Genomic DNA, 25,048 nt, shown 5'->3' on the forward strand with positions numbered 1-25,048 from the left:
TAAATGGAAAGGAAGAGCAAGATTTTAATCACTGGCGCAGGCGGTGTCTTAGGATATGGCTTAATCGATGCGCTGGCGAAAAATGGTTATGATAATGTACTCACACCGAATAGAAATGAGATGAACTGCCTGAGTCAGGAAAGTGTTGATGATTATTTTAATCAGCACCAACCTGATTATGTTTTCCATCTGGCATCGCTTGTATTCGGTTTGAAAGGAAATCTGGATAACCAGCTAAAATCGATATCCAACAATACCATTATCAACCAGAACGTTATTCTGGCTTGCCATAAGTTTAACGTAAAAAAAATCTTCTTTGCTGGTACCGTCGCCTCTTATCCTTTCCCGTATGTTCAGCTACCATTGGATGAAGACGACTTGATGTTGGGCGAGCCTCATGGAGGCGAGTATGGGTATGCCATGTCCAAACGGCATGCCCTGGCCTATCTCAAAATATTGAACCAGTATCATAATGTTGATTATTGTTATGCCCTGTTCACCAACCTGTTTGGCGCAAACGATAAGTTTGATCCAATCAATGGACATGTCATTCCTTCATTGATCGATAAAACATACAACAGTTTGCAACGCGGTGATAATCAACTGACAGTATGGGGTAGACCTGAAACGACACGAGATTTCTTATACAATAAGCAGGCTGGTCTGGCAGCACTACACGTCATGAATAACCTGAGCGGTGTGGTCAATATTGCCAGCGGCGTAGAAACGTCAATGGGAGATATCGTTAACGCGATTGCCCGTTATTATGATAACAAGATAACGGCAGTGTGGGACGCGAATGCTCCGATCGGAATTCCGAAAAGAAGTGTATCAATAAAACGCTTGAATGATTCAGGCTTTCAGCCAGAGTTTGATTTAAACCTGCAAATCTCAGATACAATTTCTTGGTATGAGAACAATGTTTCCAGGATAAGAAAATGAAAAAAATAGCTATAATTTCCAGCTTCTCCGAAAGCTGTGGCAATGCTTATTTTACAAAGATTTTAATGGACTCCATGACAGATGCTGGCGTTCATGTTGAGTGTCTCAGCTTAAACTTGTTGTTAACTCAGTCTGTTAACCCTGATATCAGAAAGAAAGCCGACAAACATATCGACGATCTGTGTGAAAAACTCAAACAGTTTGACGGTGTGAATATTCAGTTTGAAGCCGGACTCTATGGCACTATCCCGTCCGATATCATCAAGCGCACATTAAAACTGGTTTCCGCCAACCCGCACACCAGTGTGACGCTGCATAGCCCAAGACTGGTTAGCGATAGCGCGTCACAGCGTGAAGCCATTAAACAGGCTCTCAAGCTGCGCGTCAAAACAGCCATCAGAATGTATTTCGCCGAACTCAGACGTAATGTATCGACCCGCCTGAACGCGACCATTATCAAGAACCTTATCAAAAGAAGAATCAATATTATCGCTCATACCTTAAGAGCGAAGGAGCAAATTGAATTATTCTTTAATTACGATAACGTTCATGTACATCCGTTGAAAATCGTTGATGAATCACATGAAACATCGCCGGATCTCCTGAAGGCGATTAGAGTAAAATATAAATTCCGTGAGAATGATAAAATCATCGGTATGTTTGGCTTTGTGAATGAATACAAAGGCCACTCAATGGCGATCAAGACGTTATCCTGCATGCCGAAAGGTTATAAATTAATGATCTTTGGCAGACAGCACCCTCAGACGATCAAGAATAACGAACTGGTTAACCATTACATTTCATCACTTCAGCATCAGATTCATTGCGATAAAGTCGCGGACCGCGTCTTCTTCATGGGTGAATACGATAACGAAGATTTTATCAACCTTGCAGGATCGGTTGACTACGTTTGGTTGCCATATGTGGAAAACGGCCAGGATGGTTCCGGTATCGCCTCCATTTGTATGGACGTATCCAAACAAGTGCTGTGTTCTTCGTCATTTGCATTTGATGAATTATTCCGTCTGATTCCAGACTACAGCAACTATTCTCGATTCGATATCGGTAACTATTTGGAACTGGCAACCAAAACAACACGTTTTATTCCTGCCAAGCCCAAAAAACCATCATCTGGAGAGAAGAAATATACTCTTCAGTCTCAGGCTGAGCTTTATATCAAGCTGTCAACAGAATAAAGCGAAAGAGCCGTCTCTTTATGAGGCGGCTCGTTATCTTCTGGGAAAAACATGATTAACGTTCTGCATTTTTATAAAACTTACTATCCCTATACTTATGGTGGAATTGAGCAGGTTATATTTCAGCTTTGTGAGGGTGCGGCTCATCATGACGTTAACTCAACGGTTGAATATATTGCTCCTGGTAAAGACAGCGGTATAGAAAAGTTTCACCACCATAACGTTACCTGTGACCATAAACTTTTCGAAATATCTTCGACCCCGTTTTCCCTATCCTCTATAAGAAAATTCAAAAAGCTGGCAGAATCCGCAGATATCATTCACTACCATTTCCCTTATCCTTTTGCTGATATGCTGCATTTTATCTGCAAAATTAAAAAGCCGACAGTCGTCAGCTATCACTCTGATATCCTGAAACAAAAGTATCTGCTGAAATTGTATAAGCCGCTGATGTACAATTTTTTGGAGTCGGTGACATCAATTGTGGCAACGTCGCCAAACTATCTGGCAACAAGTGAGACGCTGCAAAAATTCAGCCATAAAACCTCGGTGATTCCCATTGGGCTTGATTCCCGTGCTCATCAGGTTATTGATAATGACAATAAGCTGAAATGGCAGAAAATCCTACCTGAACGCTTTCTGCTTTTTATCGGAAATCTAAGGTATTACAAAGGACTGGGCACGCTTTTAGCTGCCATAGAAAATAATCCGGAAATAAACATTGTTATTATTGGGTCCGGGCCTCAGGAAAAACAGCTAAAAGAACAAGTCTCAAGAAAAAACATTGAAAATGTCTATTTTCTTGGCGCACTGCCTGACAACGATAAGAACACATTACTTGAGCTGTGCTCCGGCATTGTTTTTCCGTCTCAATTACGAACAGAGGCATTTGGAATCACCCTGCTGGAAGGGGCAATGTATGGTAAACCGCTGATTTCTTGTGAAATTGGCACAGGCACATCTTTTATTAACATTGATGGACAAACCGGAATTGTCGTGCCGCCATCGGATCCGGCAAAACTGCGTGAAGCAATGGAATATCTGTGGATTAACCCGGAAAAAGCGCAGGAAATGGGCCAAAACGCCCAAAAACGATTCCATGAGTTATTCACGGCTGAAAAAATGGTGAATGACTACGTCAATCTTTACAAAAAGCTTCTGCATAGAGAGCACGTATAGTCATCCCCTTTTCCGGCGGCAAGGATGCCTGATTTCCTGCCTTAGCATCAGTAACTTCTATCGAAATCCACCTCTCCCGCTAACGTCTGTCCTTGTCGGAAGCGCGGCAGGTTGTCCAGAAACAGTTTCCCCAGCCGAGCAGGTACCAGCGGCCCGGCGACATGCGCCGTGATGGTGAGGTTCGGTGTCCGCCAGAACGGATGATCGCCCGGCAGAGGCTCCTGCCGAAATACATCCAGCACCGCCCCGGCAATCTGCCCCTCGTGCAAGGCTGCGCACAAATCTGTATCCACCACCGCGGTGCCACGGCCAACGTTGATAAACAACGCCGAAGGCTTCATCGCTGCAAACACGCCGGCGCGATAGATATCCGTTGTAGCCGGCGTATCCGGCAAAATATTGATGACGTAATCCGCAGACGCTACCGCTTGCTCAAGCGATGACAACCCTTCTACCCGTGCAAACATCGGCATCTCTCGCGGTGAATAAGCAACCCCGAACAGTTCCACGCCAAAAGGCTGCAAAAAAGCCGCCACCTCCCGGCCAATATCCCCCGCGCCGACAATCAGCACCCGACGCCCGAACAGCGACCCCGGCAATATCTTTTTCCACTCGCCGCTTTGCTGACTCCGCAACCGTTGTGATAAATGAAGCTCATGTTGCAACAAGTAGGCCAGCACGTATTCAGCAATAGGCTGCCCAAACACCCCGACAGCCCTGCTCAGCCGATAATCACGCGGCAACCCCGCTGCCAGTAAAGGTTTATAGCCGGCCCAGGTCGATTGTAACCAACGAGGTTTCGCCCCCTGAGCCAGCAACTGGGCAGCCTTATCCGGCTCGCCCACCCAGATATCACAGGTCGCAGCCTGAGCAACCTCACCTGAGCCAATCAGCAACGGTAAGTCCGGCGCCGCTTCACGCAGCACGTCCCGTAGCTCATCCGCACGGGAGTCCAACAGCAGAATGGATGTCATGTTCGTCGTCTATGAAAAACTCATGCGACGATAATATATGAAATCGAGATAGCGCCAAATAGCAGTGGCTTATGACTGAGGCTGTTTGGGAAACGATAAGAAAATAAGAAAAAACAGAGAGAAAACTTGGAGCGGGAAACGAGACTCGAACTCGCGACCCCGACCTTGGCAAGGTCGTGCTCTACCAACTGAGCTATTCCCGCGTATGATGGTTATTCAAAGCGCCTTGAAGCATCTAATTCTTTGTAACCAACTGATTAAAAAGGCTTTAACACTTTAAGGCGTTTGGAATGGCGCTGATTATGGACCGGTTCGCCCACTATGGCAAGTGTTTTTTCGTGCCTTTAGTTTCGTTTGTTTATAATATCGACAATCCGTTACTGCGCATCCCCCGGCTGGCGATACAGCGCGGCAATGCCGCCCGCGCCCTTTTCCCGCCCTCGGCGCCGTTCTCAGGATGACACCGACGCGGCCGAGGCCACGCCAACGCCTTCCCGGTTTCCATCTGTCAGGCAAGATGGTTATTCAGCGCAACAACTCTCCGTATTTTAGTTTTTCTCCAATCATTACCATCTATTGCGCAGCGTCATAATATCGCTGTGGAATAACTGTCATTTTAGAACGCTCGCCATCACGTGGGTTTATCGGTAATATCTGGCGAGTGAAATGAATAAGATGCGGTAGATATAAAATCTGATTGAGCACACGCTGGCATTCTGGCAAATTAAATCGACATCTAATGGCGCATCAATCACTGTTGATGTCATGAATTAAAAATAAAGCCGTTAATTTCACATAGCGTTATTACTCGACAACACCACAACCACTATTTCATTCTTCTTTTATGCAGGCTTTTGAGAAGCAGGTTGCTGGCTCATTTCTGGAGAGAACGCGTATGCCAGATATCAATATATTTTTTTCTTCCCTGCTCGAACGGCAATTACATGATGCCGCCAGGCGCGCCAGCGCCCGGGCGGAAGCGTTGAGCCGTCAGGAATTGCATCAAAAAGCCCGTGCGCTGCTCGACCAGCTCACCGGTATAGACAACGACGATAGTTATCAGGATGACCGCTCCGGGCAACCCGCTGACGATGCCCCTGAACGGCTGGCGCGCGCCCGGCAGGCCTCCGCCTTTGTCAACGACTACGGCGCAAACCCGTTCAACGGCCTGACTTACCAGCAACTATCGCTGATTGTCTACGATGAAAGCGGCGTGTTTACCCTGAATGAACGCCGGGCCGCCTGGAGTGAAGCCTACGCCCAGGATCAAGCCTGGCGACAGCACGTCGTCACGCAGGCCCGCTTGAACTACCGCCATCCTCAGTGGCAAATACGCTTTTTTACCGAGGTTCTGAAAAACTACCGGGCGCTGTCGGCGATTGAAAAAGCGCAATACCCGCGTTACTACGAACGGGAATTGCAATGTCACCTGCTGCCCAATCGCGACGGGACCCACCCCTTTGACTTTTCCGGTCTGGCTGATTACCCAAGCCTGCTGGAAATGCTGCTTGCCATCCGGCAGGACAGCCCCAGACGGGAAATGTCGACGGCTACCGTCAATCCTGCGCCCTGAGCCCGGCGGCCAACCCTCTGATTGACGTCAGCCGCGCTGCCGGGTCGTTAACCGGGGTATGAATAATGAACTCGCTGACGCCAAAGCGCTGGTGATAGTGCTGCAACTGGCGGTGGACCTCCGCCGCCGTGCCATACAGGATGTTCTGCGCCTGCTTCTCGATACGAAACTGCGCACTGCCGGACTGCTGCACCAGCGTATCCGCCTGTTCCTGCGACAGCACGTTCAGCGGCGCCCGGTCCCCGATATACACCTTGTAGTTATACCGCTCGCCCGCCAGCGCTTTCGCCTCGTCATGGCTATCCGCCACGATCACCGATAGCGACAACAGCGCCTGCGCCTGCTCGGGCTGGTACTCGCGCCAGGTCGACAATGCTTCCGTCAACAGGGCTTCACTGGGCTGGATAAACCCGGCGAACACAAAATTCCAGCCCAGCGACGCCGCCAGACGCGCGCTTTCCGCACTGGCGCCCAGCAAAAAACGCGTGGGCGGCGCCGGTGGCGACGGCGTAGCGCGCAAGTCGGCATCCTGTGTCGCTCCCGGCTCCAGCAGCTCATGCAATTGCCGCAGTTTATCGGCAAACGACACCTGACGCGCCGGGTCAACCTCCTGTTGCAGCGCACGGGTCGACAGGGGAAAACCGCCCGGCGCTTTGCCGACGCCCAGATCGACCCGATCCGGCGCCAGCGACGACAGAACATGGAAATTCTCCGCCACCTTATAGGGGCTGTAGTGCTGCAACATCACCCCGCCGGAACCAATCCGGATATGGCGGGTATGGGCCAGCAGCCAGGCAATCAACACTTCCGGCGACGATCCCGCCAGTGCATCGGAGTTGTGGTGCTCAGACACCCAGAAACGGGAATACCCCGACGCTTCGGCGAGGCCGGCCAGCTCGACGGTCCGGGCCAGCGCATCGGCGGCGGTCATCCCCTCCGCAATCGGGCTTTGATCCAATAAGCCAAGACGATAACTCATATATTTCCCTTCTGTGATCCAGCCTAAATTTCCCGCATATTTTCATAGCCTGGAAAAATCCATAAATAACAAAACAGGGTTTGGTTAGTACAAATCCGCACTATAAATAAAATGAGAATCACAATAATCAGCGTAGTGAACTGCATACTTTCCTAACTTAATTTTTATTCTGCTCGCGTTCGAAAAATAGGCGTACGCCATAAGCGTCAATTTCAATTCCTGAATAAACAAATCACAAAACCCCCTGAGACGTTTTTTTGCTTTGTCATATTCAATTTTGTTGTTTTACATCCTGTAGCCTCTCATCAATAGTATTTTTCAGTTTTCTTAACTCTCCATTAACCACCTGAACATGAGGTTTCTCCAGCGCTTTATCCGTGCCGGAGACGGGTTTCTTTTCGCCAAATTTCGCTGTAGGGAGCATGCTGATGAGTGAAAAAACGATTCCCCGACAAAAGACGAGTCCTGACCAGCGTCAGCTGAGGCTGGGCGTGATATTGCAGGGCGCGGCCGGAAACATGTCGGCCTGGCGGCACAACAATGTGGTGCCGGACGCCAGCATCAACTTCGGTTTTGTGCTGGATACCGTGAAAAAAGCCGAACAGGGGAAATTCGACTTCGCCTTCGTGGCTGACGGCCTGTACATCAACGAGAAGTCCATTCCCCACTTTCTCAACCGGTTCGAACCGCTGACGCTGCTGTCGGCGCTGGCGGCGTCAACCCATCACATCGGCCTGGTCGGCACCCTGTCCACCTCCTATAGCGAGCCGTTCACCACCGCGCGGCAGTTCGCCAGCCTCGACCATTTGAGCCACGGTCGCGCCGGCTGGAACGTGGTGACCTCGCCGCTGGAAGGATCGGCGAAAAACTTCTCGCGCGCCCAGCACCCGGAACACGCCCTGCGCTATCGCATCGCCGATGAATTTTTGCAGGTGGTGAAAGGACTGTGGGACTCCTGGGAAGACGACGCGTTTATCCGCGACAAGGCCAGCGGCCGCTTCTTCGACCCGCAGAAACTACACCCCCTGAATCATCAGGGGGAATTTTTCTCGGTCGCCGGACCGCTGAATATCGGCCGCACGCCGCAGGGCCGCCCGATTATCTTCCAGGCCGGCGCATCGGATGACGGCAAGAAACTGGCCGCCAGCCACGCCGATGCCATCTTCACCCACCAGCACACGCTGGCGGAAGCGCAGGCGTTTTACCGCGACGTTAAGCAACAGCTGGTGGAACAAGGGCGACGCGAAGACCAGTTGCACATCTTTCAGGGCGTCAGCGTACTGGTAGGCGACAGCGCGGAAGACGTGGAACGCCAGTATCAGGACACCGCCGCGCTGGTGACCATAGAAGACGCGCTGAATTACCTCGGCCGCTACTTCGAACACTACGACTTCTCGCAGCACCCGCTGGATGAACCCTTCCCGAATATCGGCGCGCTGGGCCAGAACAGTTTTCGCAGCACCACCGATGAAATCAAGCGCAACGCCCGCGAGCGCGGACTGACGCTGCGTCAGGCGGCGCTGGAAGCCACCACCCCGCGTCCGCTATTCAGCGGCACGCCGCAACAGGTGGCGGACGGGTTGCAACTGTGGTTTGAACAGCGCGCCGCCGATGGCTTCATTATCCAGAGCGCCACGCCGGGCAACTTCACCCGCTTTGTCGATCAGGTGGTGCCGTTGCTGCAACAGCGCGGCCTGTTCCGCCGGGAGTACCCCGGCTACACGCTGCGGGAAAGCCTGGCGTTGGATTATCCGACCAATCGCTACGCCGCCACCCACCAACCGGCAGAGGAAACGGCACAGTGAACGCGCACCATGCCACGCCGCTGCTGCTTGCCGCACTGCTGTTCAGCGCCGGCGGGCACGCCGAACCCGCCACCGTCGGCCGCATCGACCTGAAGGCCAACCAGTTGCCGGTGCGCGCGCCGGGCAACCCGCAGGCCATCGCCGAGATCCCGGCCGGGTTTACCTTTGCCGAACCCGGCACGCTGACGGTGGCGATCTCCAACCACAGTTCCCCGCCGCTGGCGCTGCTGGCGGAGGACAACAAGACGCGCATCGGCAGCGATCCGGACATCGCCCGGCTGCTTGCCGACGCGCTGGGGCTGAAGCTCAAGCTGGTGCCGACTGCCTGGGAAGACTGGCCGCTGGGTATCGCCTCCGGCCGCTACGACGCCGCCATCATCAATATCGCGGTGACCAAAGCGCGCAAGGAGCGATTCGATTTCGCCACCTACCGCGTGGATACGCTGGGTTTTTACGTCAAATCCACCAGCCGGATTCAGGCGATTCGCGGGCCGGCGGACGTGGCGGGGCTGAAAGTGATCGTCGGTTCCGGCACCAATCAGGAAAACATCCTGCTGGGCTGGGATCGCCAGAATCGCGCTCAGGGCTTGCCGCCGGTACAGCCGATTTACGTGACCGACGATGCCGCCGCCAACCTGAGTATTCAGTCCGGCCGGGTGGACGCCTTTTTCGGCCCGCATTCCATCGGGGCCTACAAAGCGGCGTTGACCGGCCAGACGCGGATGGTGGGCATCGGCCCCACCGTGGCGCCGGTGGCGGTCACCACCCGCAAAGGCAACGGGCTGGCGCAGCCAATCAGCACCGCGCTCAACGGCGTCATCGCCGGCGGGCAATACGCGCAGGTGCTAGATCGCTGGGGCGAGAATGACGAAAAAGTCACGCGCTCCGACGTCAACCCACGCGGTCTGGACGAATAACCCGGCTCGCGCCGACCGTCGATTTTTTATGTTCAAGGAATACGCTATGCAGACTCTCGCCGTTCGTCCGTTTTACCGTCTGGCCGCCACGCTGTTCGGCGGCTGGCTGTTGCTCGGCAGCGCACACGCCGCCGGCATCGACCTCCAGGCTAATCAGCAACCGATCCATGCGCCCAAAAACCCGCAGGCCATCGCCCAGATTCCGGCCGGATTTACCTTTGTCGAACCGGGCAAACTCACCGTCGCGGTCGCGGCATTGGGTTCCTCGCCGCCGCTGGCCTTTCTGGCGGACGACAACAAAAGCGTCATCGGCAGCGAGCCGGACATCGCCCGGCTGGTAGCCGACAGCCTCGGGCTGGAGCTGAAGCTGGTGTCGACGTCGTGGGAAGATTGGCCGCTGGGCGTCGCTTCCGGCAAGTACGATGTCGCCATCACCAACGTGACGGTGACCAAAGCGCGCAAAGCGCGTTTTGACTTTGCCACCTACCGCGCCGATACGCTGGGCTTCTACGTGAAATCCAGCAGCAAGATCCAATCGATCCAAAGCGCTAAAGACATCGCCGGGCTGCGGATCATCGTCGGCTCCGGCACCAATCAGGAGGCTATCCTGCTCGACTGGGACAAGCAAAACCACGCCGCCGGCCTGCCGCCGTTTCAGCCGGTCTACGTCACCGATGCCGCCGCCGCCAACCTGAGCATTCAGTCCGGCCGCGCCGACGTCACCTTCGGTCCGAACGTCACCGGCGCGTACAAAGCGGCGCTGAACGGCCAAACCCGGCTGGTGGGCACGGTCAACGGCGGCTGGCCGCAGGTGGCGCACATCGCGGTGACCACCCGCAAAGGCAACGGGCTGGTAAGCGCCCTCAATACCGCGCTCAACGGCGTGATTCAGAGCGGCGAGTACGACCGGGTGCTGAACCGCTGGGGAGAAAGCGTGGAACGCATCAGCCGTTCGGAGATCAACCCGCCGGGCCTGGGCGACACGCCGCTGTAACCCGTATCCGGCTGAACAGGGAGGACACCATGTCTGACGAACGCTTTATTATCACCTACCCGGAAGACGCCCGCATTGCACCGGTACTGGACGGCCTGTTCGCCGAATACCGCCAGCGCTATGGCGATTACTTCGCCCATCGGGATCCGGAACCGGAAGGACTCTATCTGCAGCCGGACGGCATCTTCATTGTGCTGCTGCGTGATGAGCGGCCGATCGCCACCGGCGCGTTCAAGCGCTACGACGCCACCACCGCTGAACTCAAACGGATCTGGACCGACAGAACCCTGCGCCGTCAGGGGCTGGCCAAACGGGTGCTGCATGAGTTGGAACAGCACGCCCGTCGGCTGGGCTACCGGGATTTATTCCTGACCACCGGTTTCCGTCAGCCGGAAGCGGTCGGCCTGTACCTGAGCGAAGGCTATCAGCCGCAGTTCGATACCCAGGTCGACCCGGAATACTACAGTCTGCCGCCGCACGATGGCCGCTTGCCGTTTCGCAAACCCTTGTATGGCCCGGTGCCTAACCGGGCGGCGCAACAGGAACGGGTAAAGGTATAAGCTCATGACGCAATCCATCCATCCTTCACTGTCCCAGAACCCGGCCGATATCCCTGCCGCTCCGTTGCGCGTGGTGCCGGCGCGTTATCCGCTGCGTATCGCAGGCGCGCTGTTTTCGCTGTTTATTTTCGCCGGCATCGCCGAGTCGGTGGCGCTCAACAGCCGCTGGGAATGGTCGGTGTTCGCCAGCTATTTCTTTAACCCGGTGATTCTGGAAGGGCTGGGGCGCACGCTGCTGCTGACGCTGCTCGGCACCCTGTTCAGCATTATCGCCGGCACCGGGCTGGCGCTGGCGCGGCTGTCGTCGTCCACGTTACTCAGCACGCTGGCCTGGCTGTACATCTGGCTGTTCCGATCGCTGCCGCTGATTCTGGTGCTGATTATCCTCTACAACTTTTCGTACCTGTACGACGCGCTGGCGCTGGGCATCCCCTTCACGTCCATCGAGTTTTTCCGCTATCCGACCATTGATGTGCTCGGCCCGTTCTCCGTGGCGGTGCTGGGGCTGACGCTGGTGCAATCGGCCTATACCGCCGAAATCATCCGCGGTGGCATCCTCGGCGTCGACGCCGGACAATTTGAAGCCGCTGCCGCGCTCGGCCTGCCGGGCTACCGCCGCACCTGGCGGATTATTCTGCCGCAAGCGCTGCGTTCGATTCTGCCGACCGGTTTCAACGAAATCATCAGCCTGGCCAAAGGCACCTCGGTGGTGTACGTGCTGGCGCTGCCGGAGCTGTTTTACACCGTGCAGGTGATTTACAACCGCACCCAGCAGGTGATTCCGCTGCTGATGGTCGCCACCGTCTGGTATCTGGTGATCACCAGCGTACTGTCGGTGCTGCAATATTTCGTGGAGCGCTACGTCGCCCGCGGCGCGGTGCGGGAAATAACGCCTCATCCGCTGCAACGGCTATTCCGGCGCCTGAGCGCACGCCGCCGACACTGATTTTCAGGGAGAAGCACCATGTCTGAAGCCATTGATCTCTATTCCATCCCACGTACCGCGCCACGCGCCGTGACCGAACAAGGCCGGATCGATATTCAGGGGGTCGGCAAGTGGTTCGGCGCGCACCGGGCGCTGGATAACATCAACCTGACGCTGCCGCCCGGCTCGGTCACGGTAATTATCGGGCCGTCCGGTTCCGGCAAATCCACCTTGCTGCGCGCCATCAACCATCTGGAGCGGGTGGACGAAGGCACCATCCGCATCGACGGCGACTACATCGGCTACCGCCGCGAAGGCGATACGCTGTACGAACTGAAAGAACGGGAGATCCTGCGCCAGCGCCTCGGCGTCGGCTACGTATTCCAGAACTTCAACCTGTTCCCGCACCTGACGGTGCTGGAGAACATTATCGAAGCGCCGCGGGTACATCGGTTGTATCGCCGCGCGCAGGCGCAGAGCGTGGCGCTGGCGCTGCTGGACCGGGTCGGATTACGCCACAAGGCGAACGCTTACCCGCGCCACCTGTCCGGCGGGCAGCAACAACGCATCGCCATCGCCCGCGCGCTGGCGCTCAACCCCAAAGTGATGCTGTTTGACGAACCGACCTCGGCGCTGGACCCGGAACTGGTGGGCGAAGTGCTGGACGTGATCAAGGATCTGGCGCGATCGGGCGTCACGATGGTGATCGTTACCCATGAGATCGGCTTCGCGCGCGAAGTAGCGGATCGGGTGGTGTTTATGGTGGACGGCAGAATCGTGGAAAGCGGCGACGCGCATCAGGTGCTGAACCATCCAGCCCATCCGCGCACCGCCAGCTTTTTAAACAAGGTGCTATAGCTTTAAACAAGGTGCTATAGATTGTGTCCCGATTCCCCGGCTGACGCCGGGGAGAGAGGGTTATTTCAGTCGTTCACGCAGTTCGGTGGACGCCTGCAACAGCGCGGCGCGGGTAGCCGGCACGTCGCTCAGCGCATTGAGCAGACCGAAGTCATGGATCATGCCGTTATAGCGTGTGACGGTGACATCCACCCCGGCGGCATCCAGTTTACGGCCGTAGGCTTCGCCTTCGTCGCGCAGCACGTCCAGTTCGGCGGTTTGAATCAACGCCGGCGGCAAGCCGGTCAGTTGTTCGCGGGTCGCCTGCAGCGGCGAGGCCAGAATATCGCGACGCTGTTTGCTGTCGGTGGTGTAGGCGTCCCAGAACCATTTCATCATGTTGCGGCTCAGGAAGTAGCCATTCTGGAACTGCTGATAAGACGCCGTGTTGAAGTTGGCGTCGGTCACCGGCCAGAACAGCACCTGATAACGAATACGCGGCGTACCCGCCTGTTTGGCCTGCTGCGCCACCGCCGCCACCATGTTGCCGCCCACGCTGTTGCCCGCCAGCGCCAGTCGTGAACCATCAACGCCGATGTCTTTACCATGCTCCGCCACCCAGCGGGTCGCGGCATACGCCTGACGAATCGCCACCGGATAATGCACTTCCGGCGATGGAGAATAATCGACGAACACCGCCGCCGCGCCGGACTGTACCACCAGATCCCGCACGAAACGCTCGTGCGTCTGGTAATCCCCCAGAATCCAGCCGCCGCCGTGGAAGAACATGAACACCGGCAAAACCCCGGTGCTGCCCGCCGGCTTGACGATGATCAGCGGGATTTTCTGACCGTCGACGGTAATGGTTTTCTGGGTGACGTCGGCCGCCGGCAGTTTCGCGCCCGCCTGCGCCGCCACCAGCACTTCGCGCGCTTCCGCCGGCGACAGCTGTTCGATCGGCTTGCCGCCGCCCGCGTTCAGTTTATCCAGAAACGCCTGCACATGACGTTCGGCATACGGCGCGTTGTTATCCGCGGCGGAGGCGTTTCCCGTTACAGCGGCCAGCAAGGCCGCGACAAGACATTTTCTCATGATGAATTACCCTGGTGTTAAGTGAAAAAGAGTTTATTTTTTATTTATTTACACTTACTTCTCACTGACTCAGATAACGGTCAGTGTTACATCGATGTTGCCGCGCGTCGCGTTGGAGTACGGGCAAACGATGTGCGCTTTCTGTACCAGGTCTTCCGCTACCGCACGGTCCAGACCCGGCAGAGAGATTTTCAATTCGACTTCGATGCCGAAACCGTTCGGAATCGCGCCGATCCCCACGCTGCCATTGATGGTGGTCGCCGCCGGAATCGACACTTTGTCGCGTGCGCCGACGAACTTCAGCGCCCCCAGGAAACAGGCGGAGTAACCGGCAGCAAACAGCTGCTCCGGATTGGTGCCTTCACCGCCGGCGCCGCCCAGCTCGCGCGGGGTAGTCAGTTTGACGTCCAGCTGCTGGTCGGAAGAGACCGCACGTCCGTCACGACCGCCGTTAGCCTGGGCATGAGCAACATAGAGAACTTTTTCAATAGACATGGTGTGACTCCTTTTGAGTGGATTGGGTTGGCGATTTAAATCGATAAAAATTAAATCGTACACTACTTAATTGGATATAAAAAAACATAATCAACAACCGCGCGTCCCGCTACCTCCATCATCAAATATGTCTGATGAGACTGGCGCGCAGCGTTTCCAGATCCGTCTTGATAGCGCGTAACTGCTCGATATTACATTCCGCCGCGCAGAACACGCCTTCCGGCACCGCCTTCGCCTTATTCTGCAATCCACGACCGTCATCGGTCAGCTCAATCAGCACCTGACGTTCGTCTTCAGTACCGCGGCGGCGCGTCACCAGCCCGGCGGTTTGCAGGCGCTTGAGCAGCGGCGTCAGGGTGGCGGAATCCAGAAACAGACGTTCACCCAGTTCAGATACCGTTATTCCGTCGCGCTCCCACAGCACCAGCATCACCAGATACTGGGGATAGGTGAGGTTCAACTCGGTCAGCAAGCGGCGATACAACTTGTTCATCGCCAGATTCGCCGAGTAGAGCGCAAAGCAGAGTTGGCCGTCCAGCCGGAGGGCGTCATCACTCAGTGCTGGTTTGGTGTCGGTATCTTTTCTGTTCATGGTCGCCACTCTACATCGCTCAAAATTAAATAGCAAACGATTTAGATTAAAAAATGACAAAAACCAAAAAGAAAATCCTAATACATTGATAACAAATAAAAACCGGCGGATAGCACCGCCGATTTACCGTCAGTTATGGTTACAGGCAACTTTGGTTACAGCCAACTCTGGTTACAGCCAACGTTATGCCGTATGGCGATTATAAATGCGGATAAACACCTGGTCCGATCGGCAGCCCCAGCAGATACCACACCAGCAACAGCGCCAGCCAGACGGTAAAAAACACCAGCGGATACGGCAACACCAGCGAGTAATAGGTGCCCAGCCGCGCCTCTTTGTTATAGCGCTGCAGAAATCCGAGGAATAGCGGAATGAACGGCGACACCGGCGCCAGCGGGATCACCGACGAATCCGCCACCCGGAACACGATCTGGGCAAAGGCCGGATGAAAACCCAGCAACATGAACATCGGCACGAAAATCGGCGCCAGAATCGACCAGATGGCCGAACCGCTGGCGATAAACATGCACAGGAACGCCGACAGAAAGATCAGCCCGACAAACGCCGGTATCCCGGTCATGCCCAGCGATTCCAGCAAGTCGGTCAGCCCGATGGCGATGAACTTGCCCATGTTGCTCCAGTTGAAAAACGCCACGAACTGCGACAGCGGAAACACCATGACGATGAAACCGGCCATGCCCTTCATCGGGTCGACCATCAACTGCGGCAGGTCGTTCTGGGATTTGATTTGGCCGGTAACCATGCCGTAAGGAATCGACACCACAAAGAAAAACGCAATGATCAACGGCACGATGCCCTGAATAAACGGCGACGGCATCACGGTATGCTTGACCGGATCGCGCAGCGGCCCCCATTCCGGCACCACCAGCAAGGCGACGATAGCGATGAACGCCAGCGCGGCGATACCGCTGGCGCGCAGGCCGCGATTTTGTTCCGGCGTCAACCGGGACAGATGTTCGTTACGCTCGCCCTGATAAGGCGGCAGACGCGGCTCGATGAATTTGTCCGTCAGCAGCGCCCCGGTAATGGTCAGCACGACCACCGACGCCGCCATGAAAAACCAGTTATCAATCACGCTGACATGTACCGCCGGATTGATGACCTTGGCCGATTCGGTACTCAACCCGGACAACAGCACATCGGTGGTGACGATCAGCAGGTTGGCGGTAAAACCGGAACCGACGCCGGCGATCGCCGCCAGCAGACCGGCCACCGGGTGACGGCCGACCGCCAGAAAAATCAGCGCCCCCAGCGGCGGCATCACCACCAGCGCGGCATCCGACGAAATGTGGCTGAAAAAAGCGATAAACAGCACCATGTAGCTGGCGTAGCGGGCGCTGACGCGCGAGGCCATCTTGTACATCAGCGTTTGCAGCAGGCCGACGCGCTCCGCCAGCCCGGCTCCCAACACCAGCGCCAGAATGGCGCCCAGCGGGGTAAAGGCGCTAAAATTCCTGATGACGTTGGGCAAAATCCATTGCAACCCTTCTACGCTGAGCAGGTTTTTCACCCGCACCACCTCGCCGTTGGCCGGGTTGGTGGCGGTGATGCCAAACCAGGAAAACAGCGCGCTGGCCGCCATCAGCGCGGCGATCAGGTATACGAACAACAGAAACGGATTGGGGATTTTGTTCCCCACCCGCTCTACCCACTGAAATAGCCCGCCCGGCTGCGGCTGGCTGCTTTCCGCTGTCACACTCATGGTTTTCCCCTCTGTACTGAATTTTTATGTGGTTGTTTTGTTGTGATTTATAGGTAAAACACGGTCAGGTATCGGGCGGTGATTCACGTGTATCTCTCTGAACACATCGTTGACTCGCCCCCAAACCCTGCCGTCGGGTAATAGCGACCTTCCCCTGCTCGGTTTCTCCGACGTTTGCGGCGGTTGCGGGAACGACGCAACGACAGCAAACGATTGCCGGACTACGGTCAACAAACCGGGAGCATTAGCCTTGCAACGGCGACGGCTGGATACCGGCCGGGATCGGGCAGCGGTACGGCGTTTCCTGCCGTTGCTGCCGCCATTCCTGCCGACAGGCTTGCAACAACGCGCTGTCGGTCAACAGCGCCAGCGCGGTGGCGGACATCACTTTCGCCGCCAGCAGCATGCCCTTGTGCGCCAGCGAAGTGCGGCCCTGCGCCACCGCCTGCCAGGTATGCAGCGGCGTGCCGAGCGCGTAGCAGGGGCTGAAGCACTGGGCGGTCGGCACCAGCCAGCTGACATCCCCCACATCGGTGGAGCCGGATAGCAACGATTCGGTCGGCGCATAGGGCGCGACCTGCGAGGTCAGCGCCAGGCCTTTCAGCGTGCGGCTGAACGCCTGACCGGCCGCGCCGCCGGTGCGGGCGATGGTCGCCAGATTGCTGGCGATATCCTCGGCGCTCAGCGTCCGGGCTATCTCGGCGGCGTACTCCTGCTCCTGCCCGCTGTACGCCGGCACGCCAAACGCCGCGACAAAACCGTACATCGCCTGTTCCAGCGTCCGGTTGGGCACATAGTTGGAACAGGCCTTGTCGAAGCGCACCGTCAGGGCGGTGTCGGTCATCAGCGCCGCGCCGCGGGCGATATTCACCACCCGCTCATAGATGGCCTGCGCCTGATCGATCTGCGGCGCGCGTACCAGATACAGCACTTCGGCGTCCGCCTGCACCACATTGGGCGAATGGCCGCCGGTGTCGGTCACGGCGTAATGCAGCCGCGCGTCGGGAATGATGTGCTCGCGCAGGAAATTAGCGCCGGTGTTCATCAGCGTTACCGCATCCAGCGCACTGCGCCCCAGATGCGGCGCGGCCGCCGCGTGCGCCGCCACGCCCTTGAAACGAAAGGCGGCCTGAATATTGGCCAGCGTCGGGGTACAGAACATGCCGCTGAAGGTTTCCGGGTGCCAGGTCAGCGCCGCGTCCACGTCATCGAACACGCCCTCGCGCGCCATGAAGGTTTTGCCGGAACCGCCCTCTTCTCCCGGGCAGCCGTAAAAACGAACGGTACCGGCCTGCGGGTGTTGCTCCAGCCAGGCTTTCACCGCCAGCACCCCGCCCAGCCCGGCGGTGCCGAGCAGATTGTGGCCGCAACCGTGGCCGTTGCCGCCCGCTGTCAGCGGCGACGGCGCGGCGCAACCGGCCTGCTGGCTCAACCCGGCCAGCGCGTCGAACTCGCCCAGCAGCGCTACCACCGGCTGGCCGCTGCCAAAGCTGGCGACAAACGCGGTATCGATGCCGGCGATGCCGCGCTGCACGCAAAAGCCCTCCGCTTCCAGGGCACTGGCCAGCCGTTCGGCCGAGTAATGCTCGCTAAAGCGGGTTTCCGGGTGATCCCAGATATCATCCGCGATGGCGGCCAGCTGTTGCGCGCGTGCCGCCAGCGTGTCGTTAACAAATCCGACGATTGTCTGGGTCATTGCGCCTCCCCAAACTCGCGGATATTGAGCGCCAGCAGCGCCAGTGTTTTCACCGCCACCGCCATCACGCTTTCGTCGAAATCGAATTTCTCGTTGTGATGCCCGGCGCTGAGTTCGGTGCCGAACACCGCGTAAGATGCCAGACCGCCGTGCGCTTTCACCCGCTCCATCAGGTAGGTGGCGTCTTCAGAACCGGCCGCGCCGTCTTTGCGGTCGATGATATGAGTCAGTTCCCCGACTCTCCCGGCCTGACGGCGAATGAACGCCACCCATTCCGGGCTGGGCTGGCTGCACTGCGCCGCGCCCATCAACGCGATATCCACCTCAACGCCGTGCATGGCGGCGGCGCCGTCGATCACCTTCAGCGCCTGCTGATAAATAAACTCGTTGACCTCGTTGGTGGCGCCGCGGGTTTCCACTTTCATCGCGGCGTGCGACGGCACTACGTTGCGCCCGGTGCCGGCCTGCAACACGCCGACGTTGATACGCGAGCTGCCGCCGCTGTGGCGTGGAATGGCATGCAGCCCCAGCGTGGCCTGCGCCGCCGCCAGCAGGGCGTTGCGGCCCTCTTCCGGTCGACCGCCGGCGTGAGACGCCACGCCGCGGTAGCTGACGTCCAGTTTGGTGGTCGCCATAAACGTATCGTTGCCGCACACCAGATGCCCATTCGGAATGCCGGTGCCGATATGAATGGCGGTGAAGTAGTCCACGTCATCCACCACGCCCGCTTCCGCCATTGATTTGCCGCCGCGGGTGCCCTCCTCCGCCGGCTGGAACAGAATTTTGATGGTGCCGCACAGGTGCTCGCGCATCGCCATCAATACCTGCGCCAGTCCCAGCCCGATAGTGGTGTGGCCGTCATGACCGCAGGCATGCATCATGCCGGCGTTGCAGGAAGCAAACCCGTCGCGGAACGGGCGGTGATCGTCCGCCAGTTGTTCGTTAAGATCGAGCGCGTCCATATCGACGCGATAGCCGATGACCGGGCCGGGGCGTCCGGTGTCCAGCGTCGCCACGATGCCGGTAAAACCACCGGAGAAATAGGGCAGCCACTGCGGCAGCGCCCCCTGCGCCAGCGCCCGTTGCTCCTGCGCCTGCAATACCTCGTCCGGCGGCAGCCCCATGCGGGCGTCGGCATTGATCACCTCCCGCCCGAGCTTCAGCGGATAACCCAGTTGGTGCAGCGCTTCGGCGACCCGCGTGGCGGTACGAAACTCCAGCCAGCCGGATTCCGCATATTTATGCAAATCGCGGCGCGTTTCCCGCAGCCACGGAATGAGTTTTTCCACGCGTTGTGACAAATCGGAATAAAGAACGTCTGAGTGCATAAGCCTGTTTTCTCTGGTGGTGTCCTGATCGACGACGCCCGCGCAACGGGCTGTCACGTAATTGAAAAAAATGTACACAAACCCACCAGTGTGAATAAGATGTCAGGATCTTTGGCGTGATAAATCATAGTTATCACCAGAATGGCGATCAGAGAACCAGATGACTCAGAACGTAAAGCTGCATCAGTTGCAATCATTCGTAGAAGTGGCGCGCCACGGCAGCATTCGGGCCGCGTCGCGGCAGTTGAATCTGTCGCAACCGGCGCTGACCAAATCCATTCAGGAGCTGGAAGCCTGTCTGGGCGCACGCCTGTTTCTGCGCCACCGCCAGGGGATGGCGCTGACCGACTGCGGCGAAGCCTATTTCCGCCACGCCAGCCTGATTATGGAAGAGTTGCGCGTGGCGCGCGAAGACATCCAGCAGCGGCTTGGGCAGGCCAGCGGACGGGTCAATATCGGGGTCGGCGCCAGCATCGCCCACACGGTGATGCCGGAGATCGTCAGCCGTTTTCACCGGCTTTATCCGCAGGTCAAACTGCGCATCACCGAAGGGCAACTGGTGGCGATGATCCACGAGCTGCGGCAGGGAGAACTGGACTTCACCGTCAATACCTACTCCGGCTCATCCTATGATAACGAACTGTTATACGAAAAACTGATGGAAAAGGAATACTGCGTGGTGGTGCGGCGTGATCACCCGATTCAACGGGCGCATTCGCTGGAGGATTTACTGGACTACGAGTGGACCATGCCCACCCCGCGCGGCAGCTACTACAAACAGCTGTTTGACCTGTTCGCCACACTGCCGGTCACGCCCCGGGTCAGCGTCACCTGTGAAACCCTGATGTCCAGCGTCAGTCTGGTCGCCAAAACCGACTTCGTCAGCATCCTGTCACGGGATGTCATCCGCGACCCGATCCTCGGCGAACGCCTGCGGGTGCTGGAACTGGACCAGCCGCTGCCCAAAGCCACCTTCTATCTGATTCAGCGTAAGGACACCATGCTGTCGCCGATGGGCGCCCAATTAGCCAAACTGTTTCGGCGCTATTGCCGGTAATCGGCGCCATGCACGCTGGCTCAGGTTTTTCGCCAGACAACAGCACATCTACGGTTTAGTACATCTACGGTTTAGTACATCAATGGCTTAGCACATCAATGGCTTAACACATCAATGATTTAACACATCGATGGCTTAACACGTCGCTGAGGCAAAAAAGCGGCGACAACCCGCAGGTCGCCGCCGCAGTAAAATTCGTACCAAAGGCGCCGTGTGAAGCCGACGCCGCCGGGATTAGAACGACGTCCAGTCGTCGCCGGCCTTCTCCTGTCGGGATGCCGGGCTCAGGTTCGCCAGCGCGGCTACCTTCCCGGCCGGTTTGAGTTCCCGACGCGCCGCCGTTGCATCGGCCACGCCCGGCAGTTTGAATACCGAGACAATCTCGTTCAGTTGATGCGCCTGTTCTTCCAGCGAAGACGAGGTTGCCGAAGACTGTTCAACCAACGCCGCGTTCTGCTGCGTCACGCTGTCCATCTGCGTGATGGCGGTTCCCACCTGGGAAATCCCCTTGCTCTGTTCGCTGGACGCCGAGGCGATTTCTCCCATGATATCCGTCACATTGGTGACCGACTTCAGAATATCCTCCATCGATTTGCTGGCCAGCGACACCTGCTCGTAGCCATTCTTGACGTTGTCTACCGACTCGTCGATCAAGGTTTTGATTTCTTTCGCCGCCTGAGCGCTGCGCTGGGCCAGATTTCTGACCTCGCTCGCCACCACTGCGAACCCGCGACCGGCTTCTCCGGCGCGCGCCGCTTCCACCGCCGCATTCAGCGCCAGAATATTGGTCTGGAAGGCGATACTGTCGATCACATTGATGATGTCGACGATTTTCTGCGAACTGTGGGTGATGTTCTGCATGCTGTTGCTTACCGCTTTCACCACGTCGCCGCCGTTGTTGGCCGCTTTTGACGCATCCCGCGCCAGCGAGCTGGCCTGATGGGCGTTATCCGCGTTCTGTTTCACCACCGCGCTCAGTTGTTCCATGCTGGCGGCGGTTTCACTCAGGGCGGCGGCCTGCTCTTCGGTACGGGAGGAAAGATCACTGTTGCCGGCGGCGATCTCGCTGCTGCCGTGATAAATCTCGCTGGCGCTGCGGCGAATATCGGTCACCGTCTTTATCCAGTTATTCTGCATGGTGTGAACAAACGGAATTAACTGCCCAATCTCATTGCGTCCCATCTCGCCGATTGTCGAATCCAGTTGTCCGTTCGACAGGATTTGCAGATGCGCTTTCACCCTCTCCAGCGGGCGGCCCATCTGAATAGCGAGATAGCGGTCGGTTAATATCACCGCGCACAACCCAACAATCATGGCGACGATCAGCGTAACCTTACACCAGTATACCCAGGCTGAAATGCGGGCCTGCGCTTCTGTTTTCAGATTTTTAATAATCTGATTATATTCGTTGATGGCGGCGGTGAATTTTACCCGCAGCGGGTTGTATTTCTCCCTGACGAGTTTGTCATAGACATCGTGGTTATTCTGTTTGACCGCATCCAACATCGGCACAATCGCTTCGCTGAACAGTTGATAGGAGCTATTGTAAATATCATCAATGGTGTTGCTGCTGATATTGGCGTGGTCGGTCACTTTGAACTGCGCCAGCCCGCCTTTCAGAAAATCCACGTCCGCGGTGGCGTCGTTGAGCAATGTGCGAGCGCGTTCACTGTTATTTCCGGCAATGACGGCTTCGTCCATCGACAATTTAACTTTGTAGTAACGATCGCTGGCGCCATTAATAATATCGCCGTTAGTTTGCTGCACATTCGTCAGACCAATCTCGCCGGTCAGACTATTCAGTGAATACAGAGAGAAAACTGACACCCCGCCCCATAACAAGGTAAATATGATCAGGATAGCCAGCATCATAATTTTAACCCTGACGTTACAAATAAAACTCATTTAATACCTCTCGAACATGCGATTGATTATTGGTTTTATGGCTATTGATTCGTTCTCATTTTAATTAATTGTTATCCGCCTCCTTTTATCGCTGCAGAGATGCCTGCTATATCGGCCATTCCGCCTTTTTATTTAACCGGCGGCTCGAAAATGATAAGTAAGAAAGATATTTAAAATAAATATATTTTTAAACGCGGGAGGAACGAAAGAGAATAAAAGTGGAAACGGCAGGAAACCATCCGCAGGACCAGTCGTAGTATAAATGCATCATTTACGCCTCATTGCAGGGCGTCGTCGGATGAAATTATTCCGGCGCAAAGCACAGCGCCCATTCGCAGCAGTCGTCGCAACTGGGGGAGCGGCACACCAGTTCACCGTCCTGATGCAGGCAACGCTGACGGTAGAAGAATTTTTTCCAGCGCATGTTTTGGTGGTTCAGCGCCACCAGTTCAGGGAAGCAGTCGCTCATCAGCAGACGCAGCTCGGCGCGGGAATCCAGCCCCAGATCCTGCCACAGGTGATTGAAGCCCAGCGAAGCGCTGGCGATGATCTGATGCATCGGCGCGCCGTCCGCCGCCAGATAGCCGTACAGCCAGTCGGCCAGTTGCGCCCGTTCTTCCCGCCGGGTTTGTTGCAGTTCGCTCATCAGCGACTGGCGTTGATCCCGCGCGGCGTTCTCCCCCGGCGCGGGCCCGTTCAGCCGCTGTCGCAGCGCCAGCCAGGCGGCGTTATCCAACCCCATTTGCCGGGGGAAGCAGGCCGCGCCGGCGTCATGCAACGCCAGCAGCCGCCGCAGCCAGTACTCCGCCCCGGCCATCAGGCCGCTCCCTGCGCGCGTTCCCCGACGGGTTGCGCTTGCTGACGTTGCCGCCACCAGCGACCCAGCACCTCGGCGATATTCTGCCAGGCGCCTTCCACACAGGGCTGGATACCCTGCTGTTCCAGCTTCTGCCACGGCGCGTAGCCGATGCGGGCGCAGAACACCGCCTCCACGTCCGCCAGCAACGCCAGCATCGCCGCCATGCGATCCTCGCTGTCGGTCGGTTCGCAGTCATCGCCGCCGCGGCAGTATTTGGGCGCAAAACGCTCGTTGACCAGAATCACCCCCGCGGCCGACAGGCTGTAGATTTGAAAGCGATCGGCATGGCCGAAATGGCAGTCGATCACCTCGCCGCCGGACGACGCCACCGCCACCAGACAGGCGTCCGGCTCCTCGGACTCGCCGCGCGAGGCGATACTGGCGTGTACCTGCGCGCGCTGGCGCAGCAACGGCAGGTAAGGCTGCGGTTCGGCAGGCAGCGACGACAGCCGAAACTGCTGGCTGCGGTCTTCGCCCAGCATGCCGATAGCGTCGGCCCGGCACTGCTGGCAGTGCGCCATTTGCGGCATCGCCGCGCCGCACTGCGTCCGCGCCGCCGCCAGCGCCTCGGCGTCCGGTTCCGGCTGACCGTTGAGGCCGAATACCGTGCCGTGTTCCGGCCGGGCGATCAGCGGCATGATGTTGTGCAAAAACGCCCCCCAGCGCCGCGCCTGCTGGCTGACCTCAAACAAATGCCGATCGTTGATGCCGGGGATCAGCACCGAGTTGATCTTCACCAGCACGCCGTTCTCCGTCAGCCGCCGGATCCCCTCCTGCTGGCGTTCCAGCAGGATCGCCCCCGCCTCGCGCCCGGTATAGCGATCGCCGTCCAGCCACAGCCAGGCGTAGATCCGCGCCGCGATATCCGGATCGAGCGCGTTGACCGTCACCGTAACGTGATCGACGCCGACATCCAGCAGCCGATCCACCGCCTCCGGCAGCATCAGGCCGTTGGTGGACAGGCACAGCTTGAGATCCGGCAACTGTTCGCGCAGCAGCGTCAGGGTGCGAAAGGTGCGGGCGAGATTCGCCAGCGGGTCGCCCGGCCCGGCGATGCCGACCACCGACAGTTGGGGAATAGCCGCCGCCACCTGATGCGCTTTCGCCACCGCCTGCTCCGGCGTCAGCAGTTCGGACACCACGCCGGGGCGGGATTCGTTGCTGCAATCGTACTTGCGGTTGCAGTAATGGCATTGCAGGTTACAGGCGGGCGCCACCGCCAGATGCATGCGGGCGTAGTGATGGTGCCCGCTCACCGAGTAGCAGGGGTGATGCGCCACTTTGCTGGCTTGCAAGGGAGTAAAACGGTCGGTCTGGTCGGAACGGCAACCGGATGCGGAAGGGCAGGATGTCATGGTTATGGCCTATCAAAGGATGGAATCATATCCGGAGAGTGCAAGCGCCATACCGTATAGCCAAA

23 protein-coding genes and 1 tRNA gene are annotated in these 25,048 nt (G+C 57.3%); 12 read left to right on the plus strand and 12 right to left on the minus strand.

Annotation, left to right across the window (positions count from 1 at the left end; translation table 11 throughout):
• Window positions 1–3 precede the first annotated feature (3 nt).
• The 3 genes from DXXMK7_RS18440 to DXXMK7_RS18450 are packed head-to-tail and all read left to right on the plus strand — an operon-like array spanning window position 4 to window position 3,317.
• A complete protein-coding gene (locus DXXMK7_RS18440; RefSeq protein WP_038665376.1) occupies window positions 4–942 on the plus strand; it encodes a GDP-L-fucose synthase in 939 nt (312 codons plus the stop codon).
• Window positions 939–2,138, plus strand: a complete 1,200-nt coding sequence (locus DXXMK7_RS18445; protein ID WP_038920316.1) for a hypothetical protein — start codon at window positions 939–941, stop codon at window positions 2,136–2,138. The genes DXXMK7_RS18440 and DXXMK7_RS18445 overlap by 4 nt, the downstream gene beginning before the upstream one ends.
• A 51-nt stretch (window positions 2,139–2,189) precedes the next feature.
• Window positions 2,190–3,317 (plus strand): glycosyltransferase, encoded by a 1,128-nt coding sequence (locus DXXMK7_RS18450; RefSeq protein WP_038920317.1) that lies wholly within the window; start codon window positions 2,190–2,192, stop codon window positions 3,315–3,317.
• 47 nt (window positions 3,318–3,364) lie between these two features.
• On the opposite strand, the gene DXXMK7_RS18455 is transcribed toward DXXMK7_RS18450, so the two are convergent.
• Together DXXMK7_RS18455 and DXXMK7_RS18460 are read right to left on the minus strand one after the other, a co-directional pair.
• Window positions 3,365–4,291 carry a D-2-hydroxyacid dehydrogenase gene (locus DXXMK7_RS18455; RefSeq protein WP_038920319.1) on the minus strand — a complete coding sequence of 309 codons (927 nt, stop codon included), beginning with the start codon at window positions 4,289–4,291 and terminating at the stop codon, window positions 3,365–3,367.
• A 127-nt stretch (window positions 4,292–4,418) separates the two neighbouring features.
• Window positions 4,419–4,494, minus strand: a tRNA-Gly gene (locus tag DXXMK7_RS18460).
• Window positions 4,495–4,581: 87 nt separating this feature from the next.
• Here DXXMK7_RS18460 and DXXMK7_RS22855 point away from each other — a divergent pair.
• Window positions 4,582–4,752 carry a hypothetical protein gene (locus DXXMK7_RS22855; RefSeq protein WP_157987360.1) on the plus strand — a complete coding sequence of 57 codons (171 nt, stop codon included), beginning with the start codon at window positions 4,582–4,584 and terminating at the stop codon, window positions 4,750–4,752.
• Between the two features lie 434 nt (window positions 4,753–5,186).
• Window positions 5,187–5,864 (plus strand): hypothetical protein, encoded by a 678-nt coding sequence (locus DXXMK7_RS18465; protein ID WP_038920320.1) that lies wholly within the window; start codon window positions 5,187–5,189, stop codon window positions 5,862–5,864.
• Here the strand turns inward: DXXMK7_RS18465 and DXXMK7_RS18470 are convergent.
• Entirely contained in the window at window positions 5,848–6,843 is a 996-nt protein-coding gene (locus DXXMK7_RS18470) for an LLM class flavin-dependent oxidoreductase (RefSeq protein WP_038920321.1), read from the minus strand. The genes DXXMK7_RS18465 and DXXMK7_RS18470 overlap by 17 nt on opposite strands.
• A gap of 428 nt (window positions 6,844–7,271) precedes the next feature.
• Between DXXMK7_RS18470 and DXXMK7_RS18475 the strand changes: the two genes are divergently transcribed.
• The 6 genes from DXXMK7_RS18475 to DXXMK7_RS18500 are packed head-to-tail and all read left to right on the plus strand — an operon-like array spanning window position 7,272 to window position 12,902.
• A complete protein-coding gene (locus tag DXXMK7_RS18475) occupies window positions 7,272–8,648 on the plus strand; it encodes an LLM class flavin-dependent oxidoreductase (protein ID WP_038920322.1) in 1,377 nt (458 codons plus the stop codon).
• A complete protein-coding gene (locus DXXMK7_RS18480) occupies window positions 8,645–9,565 on the plus strand; it encodes an ABC transporter substrate-binding protein (RefSeq protein ID WP_038920323.1) in 921 nt (306 codons plus the stop codon). The genes DXXMK7_RS18475 and DXXMK7_RS18480 overlap by 4 nt, the downstream gene beginning before the upstream one ends.
• Window positions 9,566–9,611: 46 nt before the next feature.
• The gene (locus DXXMK7_RS18485; protein WP_082202665.1) at window positions 9,612–10,559 is read left to right on the plus strand and encodes an ABC transporter substrate-binding protein; all 948 of its coding nucleotides are present in this window, start codon (window positions 9,612–9,614) and stop codon (window positions 10,557–10,559) included.
• Window positions 10,560–10,588: 29 nt separating this feature from the next.
• Window positions 10,589–11,119 (plus strand): GNAT family N-acetyltransferase, encoded by a 531-nt coding sequence (locus DXXMK7_RS18490; RefSeq protein ID WP_038920324.1) that lies wholly within the window; start codon window positions 10,589–10,591, stop codon window positions 11,117–11,119.
• 4 nt (window positions 11,120–11,123) lie between these two features.
• Entirely contained in the window at window positions 11,124–12,065 is a 942-nt protein-coding gene (locus tag DXXMK7_RS18495; protein WP_038920325.1) for an amino acid ABC transporter permease, read from the plus strand.
• A gap of 18 nt (window positions 12,066–12,083) precedes the next feature.
• A complete protein-coding gene (locus tag DXXMK7_RS18500) occupies window positions 12,084–12,902 on the plus strand; it encodes an amino acid ABC transporter ATP-binding protein (protein ID WP_038920326.1) in 819 nt (272 codons plus the stop codon).
• Between the two features lie 60 nt (window positions 12,903–12,962).
• On the opposite strand, the gene DXXMK7_RS18505 is transcribed toward DXXMK7_RS18500, so the two are convergent.
• The 6 genes from DXXMK7_RS18505 to DXXMK7_RS18530 all read right to left on the minus strand — a co-directional run bounded on the left by DXXMK7_RS18505 (window position 12,963) and on the right by DXXMK7_RS18530 (window position 19,807).
• Window positions 12,963–13,973: an alpha/beta hydrolase gene (locus tag DXXMK7_RS18505; RefSeq protein WP_038920327.1), complete on the minus strand. Its 1,011-nt coding sequence runs from the start codon at window positions 13,971–13,973 to the stop codon at window positions 12,963–12,965.
• 69 nt (window positions 13,974–14,042) lie between these two features.
• Window positions 14,043–14,468: an organic hydroperoxide resistance protein gene (locus tag DXXMK7_RS18510; RefSeq protein ID WP_038665340.1), complete on the minus strand. Its 426-nt coding sequence runs from the start codon at window positions 14,466–14,468 to the stop codon at window positions 14,043–14,045.
• Window positions 14,469–14,589: 121 nt separating this feature from the next.
• The gene (locus DXXMK7_RS18515) at window positions 14,590–15,060 is read right to left on the minus strand and encodes a MarR family winged helix-turn-helix transcriptional regulator (RefSeq protein ID WP_038920328.1); all 471 of its coding nucleotides are present in this window, start codon (window positions 15,058–15,060) and stop codon (window positions 14,590–14,592) included.
• A 199-nt stretch (window positions 15,061–15,259) separates the two neighbouring features.
• Window positions 15,260–16,783, minus strand: a complete 1,524-nt coding sequence (gene abgT, locus DXXMK7_RS18520; RefSeq protein ID WP_038920329.1) for a p-aminobenzoyl-glutamate transporter — start codon at window positions 16,781–16,783, stop codon at window positions 15,260–15,262.
• Window positions 16,784–17,027: 244 nt separating this feature from the next.
• Window positions 17,028–18,479, minus strand: coding sequence for a M20 family metallopeptidase (locus tag DXXMK7_RS18525; RefSeq protein ID WP_038920330.1), 1,452 nt, complete (start codon window positions 18,477–18,479; stop codon window positions 17,028–17,030).
• Complete coding sequence (locus tag DXXMK7_RS18530; RefSeq protein WP_038921134.1) at window positions 18,476–19,807, minus strand: M20 family metallo-hydrolase; 1,332 nt, start codon at window positions 19,805–19,807, stop codon at window positions 18,476–18,478. Before DXXMK7_RS18530 ends, DXXMK7_RS18525 begins: the two co-directional genes overlap by 4 nt.
• Before the next feature lie 160 nt (window positions 19,808–19,967).
• Between DXXMK7_RS18530 and DXXMK7_RS18535 the strand changes: the two genes are divergently transcribed.
• On the plus strand, window positions 19,968–20,864 hold the full coding sequence (locus tag DXXMK7_RS18535; protein WP_022635009.1) for a LysR family transcriptional regulator: 897 nt from the start codon (window positions 19,968–19,970) through the stop codon (window positions 20,862–20,864).
• Window positions 20,865–21,098: 234 nt separating this feature from the next.
• Here DXXMK7_RS18535 and DXXMK7_RS18540 read toward each other — a convergent pair whose 3' ends face one another.
• The 3 genes from DXXMK7_RS18540 to nifB form a co-directional block, all read right to left on the minus strand.
• A complete protein-coding gene (locus DXXMK7_RS18540) occupies window positions 21,099–22,769 on the minus strand; it encodes a methyl-accepting chemotaxis protein (RefSeq protein WP_038920331.1) in 1,671 nt (556 codons plus the stop codon).
• Between the two features lie 304 nt (window positions 22,770–23,073).
• Entirely contained in the window at window positions 23,074–23,586 is a 513-nt protein-coding gene (locus tag DXXMK7_RS18545) for a nitrogen fixation protein NifQ (protein ID WP_038920332.1), read from the minus strand.
• A complete protein-coding gene (gene nifB / locus DXXMK7_RS18550) occupies window positions 23,586–24,983 on the minus strand; it encodes a nitrogenase cofactor biosynthesis protein NifB (RefSeq protein ID WP_038920333.1) in 1,398 nt (465 codons plus the stop codon). Before nifB ends, DXXMK7_RS18545 begins: the two co-directional genes overlap by 1 nt.
• Between the last annotated feature and the right edge of the window lie 65 nt (window positions 24,984–25,048).

Origin of the sequence: Dickeya sp. MK7, assembly GCF_000406305.1 — a bacterium.
Lineage (GTDB): Bacteria > Pseudomonadota > Gammaproteobacteria > Enterobacterales > Enterobacteriaceae > Dickeya > Dickeya fangzhongdai.

Excerpts from the sequence above, each read along its gene's own strand:
- DXXMK7_RS18540 (WP_038920331.1), bottom strand. The coding sequence starts at position 22,769 with ATGAGTTTTATTTGTAACGTCAGGGTTAAAATTATGATGCTGGCTATC.
- DXXMK7_RS18445 (WP_038920316.1), top strand. The coding sequence starts at position 939 with ATGAAAAAAATAGCTATAATTTCCAGCTTCTCCGAAAGCTGTGGCAAT.
- DXXMK7_RS18545 (WP_038920332.1), bottom strand. The coding sequence starts at position 23,586 with ATGGCCGGGGCGGAGTACTGGCTGCGGCGGCTGCTGGCGTTGCATGAC.
- DXXMK7_RS18525 (WP_038920330.1), bottom strand. The coding sequence starts at position 18,479 with ATGACCCAGACAATCGTCGGATTTGTTAACGACACGCTGGCGGCACGC.
- DXXMK7_RS18515 (WP_038920328.1), bottom strand. The coding sequence starts at position 15,060 with ATGAACAGAAAAGATACCGACACCAAACCAGCACTGAGTGATGACGCC.
- DXXMK7_RS18510 (WP_038665340.1), bottom strand. The coding sequence starts at position 14,468 with ATGTCTATTGAAAAAGTTCTCTATGTTGCTCATGCCCAGGCTAACGGC.
- DXXMK7_RS18500 (WP_038920326.1), top strand. The coding sequence starts at position 12,084 with ATGTCTGAAGCCATTGATCTCTATTCCATCCCACGTACCGCGCCACGC.
- DXXMK7_RS18485 (WP_082202665.1), top strand. The coding sequence starts at position 9,612 with ATGCAGACTCTCGCCGTTCGTCCGTTTTACCGTCTGGCCGCCACGCTG.
- DXXMK7_RS18490 (WP_038920324.1), top strand. The coding sequence starts at position 10,589 with ATGTCTGACGAACGCTTTATTATCACCTACCCGGAAGACGCCCGCATT.
- DXXMK7_RS18470 (WP_038920321.1), bottom strand. The coding sequence starts at position 6,843 with ATGAGTTATCGTCTTGGCTTATTGGATCAAAGCCCGATTGCGGAGGGG.
- abgT (WP_038920329.1), bottom strand. The coding sequence starts at position 16,783 with ATGAGTGTGACAGCGGAAAGCAGCCAGCCGCAGCCGGGCGGGCTATTT.
- DXXMK7_RS22855 (WP_157987360.1), top strand. The coding sequence starts at position 4,582 with ATGGCGCTGATTATGGACCGGTTCGCCCACTATGGCAAGTGTTTTTTC.
- DXXMK7_RS18475 (WP_038920322.1), top strand. The coding sequence starts at position 7,272 with ATGAGTGAAAAAACGATTCCCCGACAAAAGACGAGTCCTGACCAGCGT.
- DXXMK7_RS18465 (WP_038920320.1), top strand. The coding sequence starts at position 5,187 with ATGCCAGATATCAATATATTTTTTTCTTCCCTGCTCGAACGGCAATTA.
- DXXMK7_RS18455 (WP_038920319.1), bottom strand. The coding sequence starts at position 4,291 with ATGACATCCATTCTGCTGTTGGACTCCCGTGCGGATGAGCTACGGGAC.
- DXXMK7_RS18450 (WP_038920317.1), top strand. The coding sequence starts at position 2,190 with ATGATTAACGTTCTGCATTTTTATAAAACTTACTATCCCTATACTTAT.
- nifB (WP_038920333.1), bottom strand. The coding sequence starts at position 24,983 with ATGACATCCTGCCCTTCCGCATCCGGTTGCCGTTCCGACCAGACCGAC.
- DXXMK7_RS18530 (WP_038921134.1), bottom strand. The coding sequence starts at position 19,807 with ATGCACTCAGACGTTCTTTATTCCGATTTGTCACAACGCGTGGAAAAA.
- DXXMK7_RS18535 (WP_022635009.1), top strand. The coding sequence starts at position 19,968 with ATGACTCAGAACGTAAAGCTGCATCAGTTGCAATCATTCGTAGAAGTG.
- DXXMK7_RS18505 (WP_038920327.1), bottom strand. The coding sequence starts at position 13,973 with ATGAGAAAATGTCTTGTCGCGGCCTTGCTGGCCGCTGTAACGGGAAAC.
- DXXMK7_RS18495 (WP_038920325.1), top strand. The coding sequence starts at position 11,124 with ATGACGCAATCCATCCATCCTTCACTGTCCCAGAACCCGGCCGATATC.
- DXXMK7_RS18440 (WP_038665376.1), top strand. The coding sequence starts at position 4 with ATGGAAAGGAAGAGCAAGATTTTAATCACTGGCGCAGGCGGTGTCTTA.